General features: G+C 44.7%; 19 protein-coding genes and 1 tRNA gene. 12 read left to right on the top strand and 8 right to left on the bottom strand.

Features of this window, described 5'->3' with window-relative positions; genetic code table 11:
* Window positions 1-57 precede the first annotated feature (57 nt).
* The 7 genes from ACQEXR_RS10490 to rpsU all read right to left on the bottom strand — a co-directional run bounded on the left by ACQEXR_RS10490 (window position 58) and on the right by rpsU (window position 6,833).
* On the bottom strand, window positions 58-1,464 hold the full coding sequence (locus tag ACQEXR_RS10490; RefSeq protein WP_427020297.1) for a HipA domain-containing protein: 1,407 nt from the start codon (window positions 1,462-1,464) through the stop codon (window positions 58-60).
* Entirely contained in the window at window positions 1,457-1,792 is a 336-nt protein-coding gene (locus ACQEXR_RS10485; protein WP_020904247.1) for a helix-turn-helix domain-containing protein, read from the bottom strand. The genes ACQEXR_RS10490 and ACQEXR_RS10485 overlap by 8 nt, the downstream gene beginning before the upstream one ends.
* Window positions 1,793-2,104: 312 nt before the next feature.
* Window positions 2,105-2,180, bottom strand: a tRNA-Ile gene (locus ACQEXR_RS10480).
* A 154-nt stretch (window positions 2,181-2,334) separates the two neighbouring features.
* Window positions 2,335-4,191, bottom strand: a complete 1,857-nt coding sequence (gene rpoD, locus ACQEXR_RS10475; RefSeq protein ID WP_331428002.1) for an RNA polymerase sigma factor RpoD — start codon at window positions 4,189-4,191, stop codon at window positions 2,335-2,337.
* 98 nt (window positions 4,192-4,289) lie between these two features.
* Window positions 4,290-6,047: a DNA primase gene (dnaG, locus tag ACQEXR_RS10470; protein WP_331416942.1), complete on the bottom strand. Its 1,758-nt coding sequence runs from the start codon at window positions 6,045-6,047 to the stop codon at window positions 4,290-4,292.
* 100 nt (window positions 6,048-6,147) lie between these two features.
* Entirely contained in the window at window positions 6,148-6,591 is a 444-nt protein-coding gene (locus tag ACQEXR_RS10465; RefSeq protein ID WP_331428000.1) for a GatB/YqeY domain-containing protein, read from the bottom strand.
* 26 nt (window positions 6,592-6,617) lie between these two features.
* Window positions 6,618-6,833 carry a 30S ribosomal protein S21 gene (gene rpsU / locus ACQEXR_RS10460; protein WP_001145625.1) on the bottom strand — a complete coding sequence of 72 codons (216 nt, stop codon included), beginning with the start codon at window positions 6,831-6,833 and terminating at the stop codon, window positions 6,618-6,620.
* A gap of 229 nt (window positions 6,834-7,062) precedes the next feature.
* On the opposite strand from rpsU, the gene tsaD reads away from it, so the two are divergent.
* Window positions 7,063-8,079, top strand: coding sequence for a tRNA (adenosine(37)-N6)-threonylcarbamoyltransferase complex transferase subunit TsaD (tsaD, locus tag ACQEXR_RS10455; RefSeq protein WP_427020296.1), 1,017 nt, complete (start codon window positions 7,063-7,065; stop codon window positions 8,077-8,079).
* A 120-nt stretch (window positions 8,080-8,199) separates the two neighbouring features.
* Window positions 8,200-9,015, top strand: a complete 816-nt coding sequence (locus ACQEXR_RS10450) for an alpha/beta fold hydrolase (protein WP_427020295.1) — start codon at window positions 8,200-8,202, stop codon at window positions 9,013-9,015.
* A 30-nt stretch (window positions 9,016-9,045) separates the two neighbouring features.
* On the opposite strand, the gene plsY is transcribed toward ACQEXR_RS10450, so the two are convergent.
* A complete protein-coding gene (plsY, locus tag ACQEXR_RS10445; RefSeq protein ID WP_426952951.1) occupies window positions 9,046-9,657 on the bottom strand; it encodes a glycerol-3-phosphate 1-O-acyltransferase PlsY in 612 nt (203 codons plus the stop codon).
* A 153-nt stretch (window positions 9,658-9,810) separates the two neighbouring features.
* Between plsY and folB the strand changes: the two genes are divergently transcribed.
* The 10 genes from folB to nlpD all read left to right on the top strand — a co-directional run bounded on the left by folB (window position 9,811) and on the right by nlpD (window position 16,450).
* Window positions 9,811-10,164, top strand: coding sequence for a bifunctional dihydroneopterin aldolase/7,8-dihydroneopterin epimerase (gene folB / locus ACQEXR_RS10440; protein WP_138971405.1), 354 nt, complete (start codon window positions 9,811-9,813; stop codon window positions 10,162-10,164).
* On the top strand, window positions 10,161-10,646 hold the full coding sequence (folK, locus tag ACQEXR_RS10435; protein WP_426952952.1) for a 2-amino-4-hydroxy-6-hydroxymethyldihydropteridine diphosphokinase: 486 nt from the start codon (window positions 10,161-10,163) through the stop codon (window positions 10,644-10,646). The genes folB and folK overlap by 4 nt, the downstream gene beginning before the upstream one ends.
* A gap of 19 nt (window positions 10,647-10,665) precedes the next feature.
* Complete coding sequence (locus tag ACQEXR_RS10430) at window positions 10,666-11,469, top strand: undecaprenyl-diphosphate phosphatase (RefSeq protein ID WP_427020294.1); 804 nt, start codon at window positions 10,666-10,668, stop codon at window positions 11,467-11,469.
* A 111-nt stretch (window positions 11,470-11,580) separates the two neighbouring features.
* The gene (gene ftsB / locus ACQEXR_RS10425) at window positions 11,581-11,859 is read left to right on the top strand and encodes a cell division protein FtsB (RefSeq protein WP_138971402.1); all 279 of its coding nucleotides are present in this window, start codon (window positions 11,581-11,583) and stop codon (window positions 11,857-11,859) included.
* Window positions 11,860-12,567 (top strand): 2-C-methyl-D-erythritol 4-phosphate cytidylyltransferase, encoded by a 708-nt coding sequence (gene ispD / locus ACQEXR_RS10420; RefSeq protein WP_427020293.1) that lies wholly within the window; start codon window positions 11,860-11,862, stop codon window positions 12,565-12,567. It begins immediately after the preceding gene.
* A gap of 3 nt (window positions 12,568-12,570) precedes the next feature.
* Window positions 12,571-13,047: a 2-C-methyl-D-erythritol 2,4-cyclodiphosphate synthase gene (ispF, locus tag ACQEXR_RS10415; protein WP_331416935.1), complete on the top strand. Its 477-nt coding sequence runs from the start codon at window positions 12,571-12,573 to the stop codon at window positions 13,045-13,047.
* 58 nt (window positions 13,048-13,105) lie between these two features.
* Window positions 13,106-14,152 (top strand): tRNA pseudouridine(13) synthase TruD, encoded by a 1,047-nt coding sequence (gene truD, locus ACQEXR_RS10410; RefSeq protein ID WP_427020292.1) that lies wholly within the window; start codon window positions 13,106-13,108, stop codon window positions 14,150-14,152.
* Window positions 14,149-14,907 carry a 5'/3'-nucleotidase SurE gene (gene surE / locus ACQEXR_RS10405; RefSeq protein WP_331416932.1) on the top strand — a complete coding sequence of 253 codons (759 nt, stop codon included), beginning with the start codon at window positions 14,149-14,151 and terminating at the stop codon, window positions 14,905-14,907. The genes truD and surE overlap by 4 nt, the downstream gene beginning before the upstream one ends.
* A gap of 2 nt (window positions 14,908-14,909) precedes the next feature.
* The gene (locus tag ACQEXR_RS10400) at window positions 14,910-15,536 is read left to right on the top strand and encodes a protein-L-isoaspartate(D-aspartate) O-methyltransferase (protein WP_138971397.1); all 627 of its coding nucleotides are present in this window, start codon (window positions 14,910-14,912) and stop codon (window positions 15,534-15,536) included.
* Between the two features lie 2 nt (window positions 15,537-15,538).
* The gene (gene nlpD, locus ACQEXR_RS10395; RefSeq protein WP_269377484.1) at window positions 15,539-16,450 is read left to right on the top strand and encodes a murein hydrolase activator NlpD; all 912 of its coding nucleotides are present in this window, start codon (window positions 15,539-15,541) and stop codon (window positions 16,448-16,450) included.
* The last annotated feature ends 20 nt before the right edge of the window (window positions 16,451-16,470 follow it).

Genomic DNA, 16,470 nt, shown 5'->3' with positions numbered 1-16,470 from the left:
GATACTTCAGTACCTGTCCTTTTAGTACTGTCTTTAGTATTTTAGTATTTTTTTCCATTAAAGAAGCTCACTCATTTCTGGCACGCTGTCGGCTTGCGCTAGCAAGTATTCACACTCTGTTTGGATTAGTGAGACACATAGTTCTATGTGTTCACGCTCTCCGTCATCGATTCCTTGAGCTTCGGTAAGATCAATCGCTTTCTTCAGGGCATTTTTTATAACACTAACGGTTTCTACCATTATGGAAGCCATTTTGGGGCCTGAATAACCCAGCAGAGCGCCGAATTCAGCTAGATCATAGCTGGTGATAGGACGTTTGAAGTTACCTTTCGGCGGATTTTGAAAGTCTTCGCTTTCCCAATCCCCAATCGACATTGCAAAATATTGAGGGATACTGGCGGCACGCCCCTCATCAGCAGACAATTTACCGCTTTGTGAGTTGCGTTTTGCTCCCTCTTGAGCGATAGCTTCTATGTTGACTAAATCATAAAAAGGGGTCAGTTCAAGGCCTTTAGGGGTGACGAAGAAGCTAATATTTTTACCATGAGCATCGTAGTTTAGCGTTGCTAGATTAAAGAGCATCCATTGAGTGAGCTTTAGGTTAGTGATGACCGTGTCTATGGTTTTGACGCTCAGTAGGCGTGGGAAAGAAACGCCATCACGCATATATACGCCATCGCCTTCATCCCCATTCTGACGCTCGTATTTGTAACCTGGAGGTAAGTCAGTTGCCTGACAGCCATCAATCACATGTCTTCGTTGAACGACATCACGAGCCTCGATATAGGCACGATCGAACCGCTCTATGATCAGTGTCCTAGTCCTCCCAATGCGAGTTAACTCAACATTAGCGACGTCCAAACCTGCTAGCTTGGCTAATGTCATGCAAAAGAACTCATTAACAGCAATACACGGTGCTCTACCGCTTTCAAACTTCAGAATGTAGTTCGAACTTAATTTGCCTTCACCAAACCCCCATTCATCACCGCGCTTAAGTAAGTTTAACTTGTTTTGCACACCAGCAACCGAAAGGCGAACCTTACCGTCCCAATACACTAATGGCGCTAGATTTCGCTCTAGTCGTTCTATTAGTTCATCATCAGGAACAGATCTAAAACTGGTTTCCCCAAGTTCCGAGCTTGGAACTCGAAAAGATAGTGCGCCAGATGTTTCCGCACCAAGCTTACGAATCAGCCCGAACGTGTTGCTTTTGGAGATAGTGGTGTTTTGTATCATTTCCTCAAAGGCTTCTCCTTCAGGAAGGAGATTTCTGAGGTAGTTCTCAATACTACGTGGCGAAGCCCGATCATCGAAAGGGATGTGTGGCGAAATCGGGAAACCAGTGTGTTTCCATTCATCTTCATAGATGAATGAGAATTCTGTCTCTGTTCCGACAGGAAGAATCAAGCGACCAATTTTGGTATTCGTACCGATAAACACGTCTAACTGTTGTAACTTACTCATACCAACCGTCCTCATTGCTTCTCACGCTGTTTTCAGCTTGGGAGGTTATTTGGCTATGTGGACGAACAAATAGGTTTAAATCGATAAGGCGTAGCGATAGCCCTAAGATGTCCATGAGGACGAGTACATTGGCAAAGGTGACACTGGTATCGCCTTTTTCTACCTTCATGACGGTTCTACGAGATAAGTTGGCTTTTGAAGCGAGATCATCAATACGCCAGCCTCTATCGGTACGCTTTGAGCGAATGGCGCTCCCCAGCGTTTCCATACTGAACTCGGTATTCAAATCAGGCATAGGTTGTGCCTTTACCATCTTGCCTTTTTTCATAAGTGCCTTTTAATGTACTTTTGTCACTATTGGGTTCGTCTTAATATATAAGTTCACTATAACTCACTTTTGTATTGACTGTATAAGAAATTGTCTATAAGTGCAATTTAAGTTACTTATGGTTGGTTTGCGAGTTTAATACCTCTCTTCGTTCTCTATGAGAGAGTTTTATCATCCAGAAGGACACATTTGGCAACAGCGTAGTATTCGGAGAAAACAGAGAAGAGTGCGCGATCGGGGCTTACCTGACCCAAAATCGTCAGGTACAAAAAAAAGGTTAGTAAACACTAGGCTTACTAACCTTCTAGAATTTGGTGGCCCCTCCCAGACTTGAACTGGGGACCAATCGATTATGAGTCGACTGCTCTAACCACTGAGCTAAGGGGCCTTATAGGGCAATGATTATAGGGGATGAGGATCTAGCTGTCTAGCCAGTAACGGGTATAAATGCGCTTAGTTTTTATCCACTTAAATCGAATAGATATAAAAAAGGTGAGCTTTAGCCCACCTTTTAATCAATTGTCGAGAAAATAAGCTATCGACTATTCGTCTAGGAAGCTGCGTAGAGTTTCTGAGCGGCTAGGGTGACGAAGTTTACGCAGTGCTTTTGCTTCGATCTGACGGATACGTTCACGAGTTACGTCAAACTGCTTACCTACTTCTTCTAAAGTATGGTCAGTGTTCATGTCGATACCAAAACGCATACGCAGTACTTTCGCTTCACGCGGAGTCAAACCTGCTAGAACATCTTTAGTTGCTACTTTTAGACTGGTTGCGGTTGCAGAGTCTAGAGGCAGTTCTAGCGTAGTATCCTCGATAAAATCACCTAGATGCGAATCTTCGTCGTCACCGATTGGTGTCTCCATAGAGATTGGCTCTTTAGCGATTTTAAGTACTTTACGAATCTTATCTTCAGGCATTTGCATGCGCTCTGCTAGCTCTTCTGGCAGAGGCTCACGGCCCATCTCTTGTAGCATTTGACGAGAGATACGGTTCAGTTTGTTGATGGTTTCAATCATGTGAACCGGAATACGAATCGTACGAGCTTGGTCTGCAATCGAGCGAGTAATTGCCTGACGAATCCACCAAGTGGCGTAAGTTGAGAACTTGTAACCACGACGATATTCGAACTTATCTACTGCTTTCATCAGGCCGATGTTACCTTCTTGGATAAGATCCAAGAATTGTAGGCCGCGGTTGGTGTATTTCTTAGCGATAGAAATAACCAGACGTAAGTTCGCTTCAACCATCTCTTTCTTCGCACGACGAGCTTTCGCTTCACCGATAGACATACGACGGCTGATATCTTTGATGCTTTGAACTGTCAGAGAAGTTTCTTCTTCGATCATTTTCAGTTTTGAAATTGAACGGCGAATATCTTCTTCACTGCGACGAATTTTTTCGGCGTATGGTTTATCAGACGCTAAGATCTCGTCAAGCCATGCATCACTTGATTCATTACCCGTGAATAGCGTGATGAATGATTTCTTCGGCATTTTGCCATACTCAACCGCTGCCTTCATGATAAGACGCTCTTGAGTACGTACACGTTCCATTGAAGTGCGTAGCTCTTCAACTAGGTAGTCGAACTGTTTTGGAGTTAGACGGAACTCTTTGAACACATCTAACACAAGCTCGTGAGCGGCTTGTGCTTTTGAACTTTCACCACCGTATTCATTGCACGCTAGCTGGAAGTTTTGGAAAGTGTTACGTAGCGAAGTAAACTTCTCTAGAGCAAGTTCAGGATCAATACCTGTATCTTCTTCCTCTTCGGTTTCGTCGTCATCCACATCTTCGTCGTCTGAATCTGCGTCTTCATCTTCAAGATCAGATTCAGCAAGCTCAGAACCGATGTGCGTCGCTGTCGGTGCTGTTGTTTCATCTGCATCTGGATCAACGAAACCGGTAATTAGGTCGGTCAGACGTAGCTCTTCAGCTTGAACTTTATCAAATTGCTCGAGGATGTATGGGATAGTGCCCGGATACTCTGCCACTGCATTTTGAACTTGGTTAATACCATCTTCAATACGCTTAGCAATATCGATCTCGCCTTCACGAGTCAATAGTTCAACAGTACCCATTTCACGCATGTACATGCGAACAGGGTCTGTAGTACGGCCGATCTCATTTTCTACGCTAGATAGCGCAGCCGCTGCGGCTTCTGCAGCATCTTCATCGGTAATTGTATCGTCATCATTCAGTGCAAGATCATCAGCATCAGGAGCAGTTTCTACTACTCGGATGCCCATGTCGTTGATCATTTGAATGATATCTTCGACCTGCTCTGAATCGACGATTTCTGCTGGCAGGTGGTCGTTTACTTCTGCGTAGGTCAGATAGCCTTGTTCCTTGCCTTTAATGACAAGTTGTTTTAGCTGTGACTGCGGATTTTGATCCATAGACGGTATCCAACTTAGTATCTGGTGAAGGAATTAGTATGCGAGTTGCAAACCACACATCTTAACAAATTAATTGATTGCTGACTATCTGAATAGGGTTACGCTTTTAAATCTAGCATTAACGCTAGTAGCTCCCGTTTCTCTTCGGTTGATAAACCGACGCTTCTTTCTTTGGCCTGCAGATTTTCAATTTGCTTTTCAACACACTGGGCAAGAATTTTGTCCAGCGAGTCTAAAAATATATCTTTTTCGTTGTCTTCGTCGAGGGGGATTTCCCACCCAGCTAGACGTGACAACAATGCCTCATGGCTACTATTTCGCCAGCGCTCAAGTAGCTGGCCCGTAGTTATATTGGGGTGCTGGTGACAATATTCAAGCACTTCGACAAATAAACTTAGACCAGGCACTGTTAACTCTCTCACAGTTGAGAGATCCGGTACCATATCAGCATAGTTCGGATTTTGAATAAGCAAAGCGATCACTTCACGCATTGGTGTGCGCTTGATCTCTTTATGTGGCTGAGGTCGAGTCTCTGTGTTTTTTTTGCGAGCTTGGCGAAGCCTATTATCAAATCCTGTTCTTTCATCTAAGAGTTTTTCAAGTAACTCTTGAAAATAGGGATCTGGAATCTTGTCAATAAGCGCACTGGCGTGTGCCCTTAGCGCCGACTTACCTTCATGGCTCCCAAGGTTTAACTGATGGATTTCGATCAGGTTATCAAATAGATAGCTTGAAAGTGGAGTAGCCTGCTCAATTTTTTGTTCCAATGCTTCTTTACCGTGTGCACGGACAAAGCTATCGGGGTCTTCGCCATCAGGTAGGAACAAAAATTTAAGCGTGTTACCGGTTTTTAAATACTGAAGCGCATTTTCAAGAGCGCGCCACGCGGCTTCTTTACCCGCTCTGTCACCATCATAACAACACACCACGGTATTTGTTTGGCGGAAAAGCAGCTGTATATGATCACCTGTTGTCGATGTACCTAGCGAAGCGACGGAGTAATCCACGCCATACTGGGCCAAAGCAACCACATCCATATAGCCTTCAACCACTAAGATTTGTGGTGGCTCTCGGTATGCTTGCATGACTTCATAAAGGCCGTAAAGCTCTTTGCCTTTATGGAAGATCGGCGTCTCTGGAGAGTTTAGGTATTTAGGCGTGCCGTCGCCAATAACACGGCCACCAAATCCAATCACTCGTCCACGGCGATCTCGAATTGGAAACATCACACGTCCACGAAAACGGTCGTAGCGATTGCCATTATCGTTTTCGATCAGCATACCGCCAGTAACCAACATATCTTGCGTTTGCTGTGTTTGACCAAAATTCTTGCGTACTAAGTCCCATTCATCGGCTATATATCCAATACCAAATTTCTGTACAATTTGGCCGGACAACCCACGATCTTTCAGATAATCAATGGCTATTTTGCTTTTAGGCAGTTTGAGCTGATCACGATAAAACTGAGCAATGCTGCCCATAATGTCGTATAGATTACGCTTTTGTTCCGTATTGGCTCGCGGTTGGTTGGATTGAAAACCACCGCCTTGTCTTTGTTCTCTAGGAACGTCCAATCCGAGGTAAGAGGCGAGTTCTTCAATCGCCTCGACAAACTCTAAGCGTTCATACTCCATCATAAAATCAATGGCGTTACCGTGTGCACCACAGCCAAAGCAATGATAGAACTGTTTTTCTTGAGAGACGCTGAAAGACGGCGTTTTTTCGTTGTGGAAAGGGCAGCAAGCGCCGTAGTTTTTGCCTTTTTTCTTAAGTTTTACGCGAGCGTCAACAATGTCGACAATATCGAGTCGAGCGAGGAGGTCATCAATGAAACTACGAGGGATGTGTCCTGCCATAAAACCTTAGAAAAACGCACTAACAAAAAATGAAAGAGTAGATACAAACAAGCCGCGCATTCCGAAGGATAGCACGGCTTGTTGCAATTGATTTGGGAGATTAAGCCAGTTTAGAGCGAACTAAACCACTTACTTTACCCATATCTGCACGCCCTTGAATTTGAGGTTTAAGAACGCCCATTACTTTACCCATGTCTTGCATGCCCGCAGCACCTGATTCAGCAATCGCATTGTCAACCAATGCTGCTACCTCATCGTCAGTGAGTGGTTGAGGCATAAATTCCTCAAGTACGGTAATTTCAGCTTTCTCTGCATCAGCTAAATCTTGACGATTAGCTGCTTCAAATTGAGCGACAGAGTCGCGACGTTGTTTAACCATTTTAGTCAGAACAGCAAGAATGTCGTCGTCGTTCAGAGTAATCTGTTCGTCTACTTCACGTTGCTTAATTGCTGACAGAGCTAAACGGATAGTGCCAAGGCGCGCTTTGTCCTTGGCTTTCATCGCTAATTTTTGCTCTTCTTTGAGTTTTTCAATCAGAGCCATAACTAGAATCCTTTAGGACTTAGTTATTAGTACAGGCGAACGCGACGAGCGTTTTCGCGAGCAAGCTTCTTAGCGTGACGCTTTTGAGCTGCTGCTTTAGCGCGTTTGCGAACTGTAGTTGGTTTTTCGTAGTGCTCACGACGACGCACTTCAGAAAGGATACCTGCTTTTTCGCAAGAGCGTTTGAAACGACGTAGTGCAACGTCGAACGGTTCGTTTTCACGTACTTTAACTACTGGCATATGCCTTTCACCTCAGGGGTTAATTCGTTAATGCTGACTTCACAGTACCTAACTTAGTCGCTAGGTCTACAATCAGCTTGATCAAAAATGGTGCGGAATTTTAATCCGATCACACTGGCTTTGTAAAGTATTTTGTTGGGTAGAGTTTGCACAAAATTTGTTTGAGAAGCTAAGGCGCGGTAAGATTGCGCCAATTTTGAATTTGAGACAAAGACATCCAGGGTAAACCATGCGCATTATTGGTATCGAAACCTCTTGTGATGAAACGGGAATTGCTATTTATGATGATGAGAAGGGGCTACTTTCTCATCAGCTTTATAGTCAGGTAAAACTTCACGCCGATTACGGTGGTGTCGTTCCTGAACTGGCTTCTCGTGATCACGTTAAGAAAACAATTCCGTTGATCAAGGCCGCTATGGCTGAGGCAAATCTGACTCCAAAAGATATTGACGGCGTTGCTTACACGGCAGGCCCTGGTCTTGTGGGGGCGTTGTTAGTCGGCGCAACAATCGGTCGCAGCCTTGCTTATGCTTGGGGAGTTCCGGCGGTTCCTGTGCATCATATGGAAGGCCACCTACTTGCTCCGATGCTGGAAGACAATCCACCTCCTTTCCCGTTTGTTGCGGTGTTAGTGTCGGGTGGACACTCTATGATGGTTGAAGTTAAAGGCATCGGTGAATACAAGATTCTGGGTGAATCGATTGATGATGCAGCAGGTGAAGCGTTCGACAAAACCGCGAAACTGATGGGGCTCGATTATCCTGGAGGTCCACTGCTATCGAAATTGGCCGAAAAAGGCACGCCTGGTCGCTTCAAGTTTCCACGACCAATGACAGATCGTCCGGGTCTAGATATGAGTTTTTCTGGTTTAAAAACTTTTACCGCGAATACCATTGCAGCGAATGGCGATGATGAGCAAACGCGTGCAGATATCGCCCTTGCGTTTGAAGAGGCAGTGTGTGCAACCTTAACTATCAAGTGTAAGCGTGCACTGGAACAAACAGGATTCAAGCGTATCGTAATTGCTGGTGGCGTTAGTGCTAACCGCAGATTACGTGCCGATTTAGAACATCTTGCGAAGAAAATCGGCGGCGAAGTTTACTACCCTAGAACCGAGTTCTGTACCGACAATGGCGCGATGATCGCTTACGCAGGTATGCAGCGTCTAAAAAATGGTGAAGTCGCCGATCTTTCCGTTCAAGCGGTGCCACGTTGGCCGATCGACCAACTTGAGTCTATTGCATAATCTAACGATGCATAAAAAAGGTCGCCTCATTGGGCGACCTTGCTATATCTAAGCTCCGAGCTCTTCATTACCCAAATAATGATAGGCTGCACTTTTGAAATAATATCTGGAATACAAAAGATGAATAAGTTTGCCATTGATGGCTGTGAAATGGCCTATCAGGATGTAGGTCAAGGACCTGTGATTGTTTTTGGTCACAGCTACTTGTGGGACAGCCAAATGTGGGCTCCGCAGGTTGAGGCATTGAGCCAACACTATCGTTGTATTGTCCCTGAGTTGTGGGCACATGGTGATTCTGACTTTGCTCCTAGTTCAACACGCTCACTGACTGACTACGCTCAGCAAATTCTTGCGTTGATGGATCACCTAGATATTGAAACTTTCTCACTGGTTGGTTTATCGGTTGGGGGAATGTGGGGGACTGAACTTGTCTCACTCGCGCCGCAGCGTGTGAATGCCTTAGTTCTTATGGATACATTTGTTGGCTTGGAGCCTGAAGTTACCCATAAAAAGTATTTTGCGATGCTCGATGCCATCTGTCAGGCACAAGCGGTGCCTGCACCGATTGCCGAAGCCGTCACGCCGCTATTTTTTGCCAATAATGTTCAACAAGATAACCCTCAATTGATGGATCAGTTCGTTCAATCTCTGCTGGCATTGAAAGGTGAGAAAGCTGTAGAGGTCGCACGCGTAGGGCGAATGGTGTTTGGTCGTCGAGATCAGATTGAGGATATTGAGAAGTTTGCTCTGCCGGTGCTGATTGCAGTTGGGCAGGAAGATAAACCTCGCCCAGTGCTAGAGTCTTATCTTATGCACGATTGCATTAGTGGTTCAGAACTCATTCAGATCCCGAGGGCTGGGCATATCTCGAATCTTGAACAGCCGGAATTTGTCACAGAAATGCTGAAAAATTTCCTAGACAGAATTCACGCTTAAAGTTGTTCGCCATCCAAAAATAAAGCCTCGTTATGAGGCTTTATTTAATCCATTCTTCTTTTCACCGACTTTAGGTTCAGTACCTTCCAATAGGCGTTTTATATTCTGATGGTGTCTGAAAATGATCAGACAGCACAGCATGGCGACTGGCAGAGTATATTGTGGCTTTATCATCCAAGTGTAGAACGGTGCGAGCAATACAGTGACAAGTGCCGCGAGTGAAGAATATCGAAACAAAAAAGCAACAGCGATCCACGTAGCAATAATCATAGCGGTCAGATCTAATCCAATAGGAGCGATCGCGCCCAGTGCAGTTGCTACGCCTTTTCCGCCTTTAAAATGGAAGAAAATAGGGTACATATGTCCTAAGCAAGCCGCTATGGCAATCACGCCTAGCATAATGGGATCAATACCTAAAAAGTAACCACCCCAAACGGGTATGGTGCCTTTCAGCATGTCACAGAGTAAGACAGCAACCGCGGCTTTCTTGCCACCGATTCGAAGAACATTCGTTGCGCCCGGATTGTTCGAACCCACTCCTCGTGGATCCGGCAATCTCAAAATACGACAAATTAAAACCGCACTCGAGATCGAGCCTAGTAGATAGGCTGAAATGATCATAACCAGTGCTAGTGGGGTCATAGTAGAGAACTCGTCCGAAACAGGTGTTAGCCAAGCAAGTAACTGATATCATATCGCGCTTGACGCTCTCAAACTACACATGTACGAGGTTTGAGGCAGAAATTGTACGACTTTTTACCTGATTTGGGTATCCGACCTCTAAGGAAGTAACAGATGGACAAAGTATTTATCGAGCAATTGGAAGTAATTACTACGATCGGTGTATACGACTGGGAGCAAGAGATTAAGCAAAAGTTAGTGCTTGATATTGAAATGGCTCATGACAATCGTCCGGCAGGTAAAAGCGATGATGTTGTTGATGCTCTCGATTATGCTCAGGTGAGTTCCGCCGTTCTATCGTATATTGAAGGTGGACGTTTCCTGCTTGTTGAGCGTGTTGCAGAAGAGATCGCTGAGTTGATCATGACGCGTTTCAATGTGCCTTGGATTAAGATTCGTTTAACCAAGCCAGGAGCTGTACCACAAGCTAAAGGAGTGGGTGTTATCATCGAACGAGGCGTTGCATGATAACCGCTTATGTTGGCATAGGATCGAATATCGATCGACGCAAGCATATTCAAGCGGCGATTGAAGAGCTTAGCGCTCTCGGGCAGGATATTCGTCTTTCGACGATTTTCGAATGCGAAGCCGTTGGTTTTGAAAGCCATGCCTTCTACAACTTAGTGGCAGAGATCAAAACATCACTTACATTGACAGAATTTTCACGTCAATTGAGAGATATTGAGCTGAAATGGGGGCGCGCGGTGGACGCGGGTAAGTTTGAGCCAAGAACGGTCGACCTCGACATTATTTTGTTTGGTGAACAGGTTTCCAGCGAAAAGCCGCAATTACCACGCAGCGATATTTTTAAATATGCTTTTGTTCTCGAGCCTTTGGTGGAGCTTTGTCCACAGCTGGTTGTGCCTCAAGATGGACGAACGATTGAACAAATCTGGCAGCAATCCCATTTTGATGTTGTTCTAGAGCCTGTTCCTATGTGGTTTAGCTAATAAAAAAGATGAGATTTTAATGAGTTACTTTGAAGCCTTTATTCTGGCTCTAATTCAGGGTTTGACGGAATTCTTGCCCATTTCGAGTTCAGCGCATCTAATTCTACCTTCGGCAATTTTAGGTTGGGAAGATCAAGGCCTGGCTTTTGATGTTGCCGTCCATGTTGGTACGTTAGCCGCGGTGGTGATTTACTTCCGCAATGAAGTTATTAGTCTTCTTTCTGCTTTCTTTGCCTCCATTTTTAAGGGAGAGCGAAGCAAAGAGTCAAAACTGTCGTGGATGATAGTTTTAGCGACGATTCCGGCTTGTGTCTTTGGCCTACTGATGAAGGACTTTATTGAAATCTACTTGCGTAGCGCATGGGTCATTGCGACAACAACCATCGTTTTTGGCTTGCTGCTGTGGTTTGTCGATAAAAATGCCAAGTTAGTGGATGATGAATATAGTGCCGATTGGAAGAAAGCTCTGTTTATCGGTATCAGCCAGGCTTTGGCAATGATCCCTGGAACCTCTCGCTCAGGTGCGACAATTACCGCCGCACTTTATCTCGGATTTACTAGAGAAGCGGCAGCGCGTTTCTCATTTCTAATGTCTATCCCAATTATTCTGCTTGCGGGTGGTTACTTAGGTCTCAAATTAGTAACTAGTGGTGAGCCCATTCATTTCGGCTTCCTGATGACGGGAATCGTTACGTCATTTATTAGTGCATATATTTGTATTCACTTCTTCTTGAAATTAATTTCTCGTATGGGAATGACCCCATTTGTGATTTACCGTTTGCTACTTGGTGTCGGACTTATTGCGTTTTTGACACTGAACTAACGAACTCATTTTCAACATGATCTTAACTAAGACCACATAGCCCAATCTCGCGCCAGCAGCGACATTGTGGTATATATGTGGTCTTGATCTTTCTCTTCTTTGATTAATCATATGCGAATTTTTGCACTGACCTTATGCTTGATTCTTGGCTGGCTACAATTTGAACTGTGGTTTGGCAAAAACGGTATTTCAGATTTTCAAGCCGTGAACGCTGAAACGCAGGTTCAGCATCAAGTGAATAACAATCTTCAAGCTAGAAACAATGAAATGTTCGCAGAAATAGACGATTTACGCCAAGGCCTAGATGCTATCGAAGAACGTGCTAGGCATGAGCTAGGTATGATTAAAGAAGGTGAGACTTTCTATCGTATCGTTGGAGAGAATAATTAAATGACGTTAACCTCTTCACTCTCCATTGTGGCGGTGGTTCCTGCTGCGGGTGTCGGCAGTCGCATGCAGGCAGATCGTCCAAAGCAGTATCTTAAAATATCAGGAAAAACCATTCTTGAGCATACTGTTGAGAAGCTCTTAACTCACACATTAGTCGACAAAGTTATTGTCGCCATCAGTGATGATGACCCATATTTTCCTCAACTCAGTTTGGCGAATAATCCAGAGGTGATAAGAGTCTCTGGAGGCAAGGAAAGAGCGGACTCTGTGCTATCAGCCCTTGATTACATCGAGAGTAATCAGTTAGCGCAGTGGGCAATGGTTCACGATGCGGCGAGACCTTGTGTTGACCTAAATGACATCGATAATCTGATTGAAGTAGCGGTTACCAATCAACTCGGTGGCATTCTTGCTACGCCAGTCAGAGATACGATGAAACGAGCGAATGCTCAACAAAATATCGACCACACCGTTGATAGGGAAGCATTGTGGCATGCATTAACACCACAACTTTTTAAAACTCAACCGCTTAGATATGCTTTGTCGCAAGCACTAGACCAAGGTGTCCCAATTACTGACGAAGCGTCTGCTATTGAATGGCTTGGGGAGAAGCCAGCTTTGGTTCATGGCCGAGCTGACAATATAAAAATAACTCAACCGGAAGATTTAGCGTTAGCCGAGTTTTATCTGACGAGAAATAAAGGATAACTCATGATTCGAATTGGCCACGGCTTTGATGTACATAAATTTGGTGGAGAAGGTCCCGTTGTTATTGGCGGTGTCGAGGTCCCCTATGAACAAGGGTTGATTGCTCATTCCGATGGTGATGTGGCTTTACATGCTTTATGTGATGCATTGCTTGGTGCGATTGCTGCTGGAGACATTGGTCGACACTTTCCAGATACGGATGACAAATGGAAAGGCGCCAACAGTCGAGATTTGCTGCGTGATGTGTACCGGAGAGTACGTCAACAAGGCTATATTTTAGGTAATGTGGATATTACGATTATTGCCCAAGCCCCTAAAATGGCGCCTTATATCGACGCTATGTGTCAAGTTATAGCCCAAGACCTTGAGACCGATTTGACTAATATTAATGTCAAGGCAACAACCACAGAACGCCTTGGTTTTACTGGGCGAAAAGAAGGCATCGCAACGGAAGCAGTTGTGTTGCTTGTTAAAGAATAACAAAGCTTATTGAACGTGGGGATGCGACAGCAATCCTTCGTTCAGTATGGAAAATACTATGTCTGATATTCTATCTTCATTGGCGTACTTAAATGGTAAGCCAACGTCTAAAGGTAAGCTAAAAGCCAAACCAGAACATTTCCAAGTTAATGAAGATCTTGGTTTTGAGTTTACTGGCAGTGGTGAGCATTTAATGGTGCGCATCCGTAAAAGTGGGGAAAACACCAGCTTTGTCGCTAACGAGTTGGCAAAGGTATGTGGTGTAAAATCTAAGGATGTCAGTTGGGCTGGTCTAAAAGATCGCCATGCTGTTACAGAGCAGTGGTTGAGCATTCATCTACCTAAAGGTGATACGCCTGACTTCTCTTCGTTCCTTGCTCAATATCCGAACATAGAGATATTGGCGACAGATAGACATAACAAGAAGTTACGTCCAGGCGATCTGGTTGGGAACCAATTTGTTATCACTCTCTCGGAAGTCACCGATGTCGCTGATGTTTTACAGCGCCTAGAAGCGGTGAGTAAAGCCGGTGTGCCAAATTATTTTGGTAGTCAGCGTTTTGGTAATCAAGGCAACAACCTTAGCGAGGCAAGACGCTGGGGACGTGAAAATGTTCGCACGCGCAACCAAAACAAACGCAGTCTGTACCTTTCTGCGGCTCGTTCATGGATTTTTAACCGCATTGTTTCTGAGCGGATTGAAAAAGGTCTATTCACGCAAGCTGTCGATGGTGATTTGATCCTACAAGATAACGCATTACAAACCGTTGAACTTGACAGCTTAGATCAAGTCAATAGCCAGTTGATGCAAGGGGATGTCCAGCTTACAGCGGCTTTGGCCGGTGACAATGAACTGCCTACCAAGAATCAGGCTTTAACGCTTGAGCAACCTCATTTAGATGCGGAACCCGATCTGATGGCATTGATTCGTGGCAATAGAATGCGCCATGATCGTCGTGAAATTGGCTTGATGCCTCAAGATCTGAGTTGGGAAGTCGAGGGAGATAATGTAACGCTAACCTTCTCTCTGGACGCTGGTTGTTTCGCGACAGCGATTATTCGAGAACTCATTGAAGAGATCGAAGTGGAGCGCCAATACCAATGAGCGATAGACGTCTGAGAATATTGATCAGTAACGATGATGGCGTGCATGCAGAAGGCATTCATACTCTGGCAGATGCGCTACGTGATATGGCAGAGGTGACGATTGTTGCCCCTGACCGTAACCGTTCAGGAGCTTCCAACTCTCTGACGTTAGAGCAGCCTTTGCGAGTGAATCAAATAGCTCCACAGGTCTATTCTGTGCAAGGTACGCCGACGGATTGTGTTCATTTTGCTCTCAACGAATTGATGAAAGATCAACTGCCTGATCTTGTTTTAACGGGCATTAATCATGGTGCGAACCTCGGTGATGATGTGCTCTATTCAGGCACGGTTGCGGCAGCGATGGAAGGTCATTTTCTTGGTGTTCAAGCCATTGCTTTCTCTTTAGTTGGCAAACATCATTTTGGAACTGCCGCCAATATTGCGCGTCAAATGGTTGCTCAGCATGCTCGATCACCGATCCCAACGAACCGTTTACTGAATGTTAATGTTCCTGATGTGAAGCCTGAACAGCTGAAAGGCACTGTGGTGACTCGACTTGGTGCGCGCCATCACGCAGAAGCAATGATTAAGCAGAAAGATCCGCGTGGTCATGATATTTATTGGCTTGGTCCTCCAGGCAAAGAACAAGATGCGGGTGAAGGTACCGACTTTTTTGCCATTGAACGCGGTTACGTGTCCATCACTCCGCTTCAAGTCGATCTTACGGCCCATGAGTCTCTTGCGAGTATGGATAATTGGTTAAAGGATAAGTAACAATGGTCAATCCACATGCTGACAGATTAATCGACTTTCTTGTCGCGAGTGGCATACAAGATAAAAAGGTACTTGATGCTATTTATCGCCTTCCTAGAGAGCAATTTGTCTCTCAAGCGATGATGCACCAAGCCTATGATAATAACGCGTTGCCTATTGGTCAGGGACAGACAATTTCACAGCCCTACATTGTCGCTAAAATGACAGAAATGTTAGAGCTAAGCAGAGACAGTCGTGTTCTTGAGATAGGAACGGGGTCGGGTTATCAGACTGCGGTGTTAGCGCAGCTTGTCGATCATGTTTACTCTATCGAACGTATTAAAGCATTGCAGTGGGAAGCGAAAAGGCGCCTTAAACAGTTAGATATATATAATGTATCGACTAAGCATGGCGATGGTTGGCAAGGCTGGCCAGCCAAGGGACCGTTTGATGCCATTATCGTCACAGCGGCAGCCGAATCGGTGCCCTCTGCATTACTAGAGCAACTGAATAATAAAGGTATTATGGTTATCCCGGTTGGAACAGAAGAGCAGCAACTGTTAAAGATCACTCGCCAAGATGATCAATTCAGTTCAGAGATCATTGAGATGGTGCGTTTTGTTCCTTTAGTCGCGGGTGACCTTGCATAGTAATGAAGCGTTGTATCGTCTTACTTCTCATTCTTGGATTAAGCAGTATGTTATTTGGATGTGCTGCTCATTCGCCTGCACCAGTATCTGGTCTTCAAAAAGACTATGGCTCTGTTTCTCGTGGCAGTTATCGAGGTAGTTACTATCAGGTAGAAAAAGGCGACACGCTATATTTCATTGCTTATGTTACTGATAAGGATGTTAATGAGATAATTAGCTACAACTCATTAAAAGCGCCTTACACGATTTACCCCGGTCAGAAGCTTAAGCTATGGCAACCTGCATACAATGCTCCAGCCTATGGTGGCACAGGTGCTGGAGCTGCAATCGCGGTTGCAGCAGTACCGTCGAAACCACAAACGAGCACGGTATCGAGTAAAAACTCTAATCAAAAGGTTACTCCAAGTAGTACAAAAAACAATCAAACACAGGTTAAAAAAGATCCTCCTAAGAAGGTTGATCAATCGAAATCAAAGGAGTATGTTGGTTCTAACGACAAACAAAAAGTGACCAACACAGCCAGTAAATCAACTTCAAACAACAACAAAATTTCCAAGTGGTTATGGCCAACAAAAGGGAGAGTAATCAAAAACTTCTCTGCTGGAGATCAAGGGAACAAAGGTATTGATATCGCAGGACAGCGTGGTCAATCTATCGTATCAACAGCAGGTGGCACCGTCGTTTATTCAGGCAATGCGCTACGCGGTTACGGTAATCTCGTGATTATTAAACATAACGACAATTACCTCAGTGCATATGCACATAATGATCGGTTGCTAGTACACGAAGGACAGAGTGTAAAAGCAGGCCAAAAGATTGCAACAATGGGCAGCTCCGGAGCCAGTAGTGTTCGTTTGCACTTTGAAATTCGCTATCAAGGTAAGTCAGTCAATCCAAAACGCTACTTACCATAAAATTTACTGTTTAGAGTAAA

Source organism: Vibrio sp. TRT 2004 (genome assembly GCF_050113735.1).
GTDB lineage: Bacteria > Pseudomonadota > Gammaproteobacteria > Enterobacterales > Vibrionaceae > Vibrio.
Note: the sequence above shows the minus strand (reverse complement) of the source record. Positions and strands in the feature narration are given on the sequence as shown.

What these genes read in the sequence shown, in the direction of transcription:
- ACQEXR_RS10490 (WP_427020297.1), bottom strand. Translation starts at nt 1,464, where the DNA reads ATGAGTAAGTTACAACAGTTAGACGTGTTTATCGGTACGAATACCAAA.
- ACQEXR_RS10485 (WP_020904247.1), bottom strand. Translation starts at nt 1,792, where the DNA reads ATGAAAAAAGGCAAGATGGTAAAGGCACAACCTATGCCTGATTTGAAT.
- rpoD (WP_331428002.1), bottom strand. Translation starts at nt 4,191, where the DNA reads ATGGATCAAAATCCGCAGTCACAGCTAAAACAACTTGTCATTAAAGGC.
- dnaG (WP_331416942.1), bottom strand. Translation starts at nt 6,047, where the DNA reads ATGGCAGGACACATCCCTCGTAGTTTCATTGATGACCTCCTCGCTCGA.
- ACQEXR_RS10465 (WP_331428000.1), bottom strand. Translation starts at nt 6,591, where the DNA reads ATGGCTCTGATTGAAAAACTCAAAGAAGAGCAAAAATTAGCGATGAAA.
- rpsU (WP_001145625.1), bottom strand. Translation starts at nt 6,833, where the DNA reads ATGCCAGTAGTTAAAGTACGTGAAAACGAACCGTTCGACGTTGCACTA.
- tsaD (WP_427020296.1), top strand. Translation starts at nt 7,063, where the DNA reads ATGCGCATTATTGGTATCGAAACCTCTTGTGATGAAACGGGAATTGCT.
- ACQEXR_RS10450 (WP_427020295.1), top strand. Translation starts at nt 8,200, where the DNA reads ATGAATAAGTTTGCCATTGATGGCTGTGAAATGGCCTATCAGGATGTA.
- plsY (WP_426952951.1), bottom strand. Translation starts at nt 9,657, where the DNA reads ATGACCCCACTAGCACTGGTTATGATCATTTCAGCCTATCTACTAGGC.
- folB (WP_138971405.1), top strand. Translation starts at nt 9,811, where the DNA reads ATGGACAAAGTATTTATCGAGCAATTGGAAGTAATTACTACGATCGGT.
- folK (WP_426952952.1), top strand. Translation starts at nt 10,161, where the DNA reads ATGATAACCGCTTATGTTGGCATAGGATCGAATATCGATCGACGCAAG.
- ACQEXR_RS10430 (WP_427020294.1), top strand. Translation starts at nt 10,666, where the DNA reads ATGAGTTACTTTGAAGCCTTTATTCTGGCTCTAATTCAGGGTTTGACG.
- ftsB (WP_138971402.1), top strand. Translation starts at nt 11,581, where the DNA reads ATGCGAATTTTTGCACTGACCTTATGCTTGATTCTTGGCTGGCTACAA.
- ispD (WP_427020293.1), top strand. Translation starts at nt 11,860, where the DNA reads ATGACGTTAACCTCTTCACTCTCCATTGTGGCGGTGGTTCCTGCTGCG.
- ispF (WP_331416935.1), top strand. Translation starts at nt 12,571, where the DNA reads ATGATTCGAATTGGCCACGGCTTTGATGTACATAAATTTGGTGGAGAA.
- truD (WP_427020292.1), top strand. Translation starts at nt 13,106, where the DNA reads ATGTCTGATATTCTATCTTCATTGGCGTACTTAAATGGTAAGCCAACG.
- surE (WP_331416932.1), top strand. Translation starts at nt 14,149, where the DNA reads ATGAGCGATAGACGTCTGAGAATATTGATCAGTAACGATGATGGCGTG.
- ACQEXR_RS10400 (WP_138971397.1), top strand. Translation starts at nt 14,910, where the DNA reads ATGGTCAATCCACATGCTGACAGATTAATCGACTTTCTTGTCGCGAGT.
- nlpD (WP_269377484.1), top strand. Translation starts at nt 15,539, where the DNA reads ATGAAGCGTTGTATCGTCTTACTTCTCATTCTTGGATTAAGCAGTATG.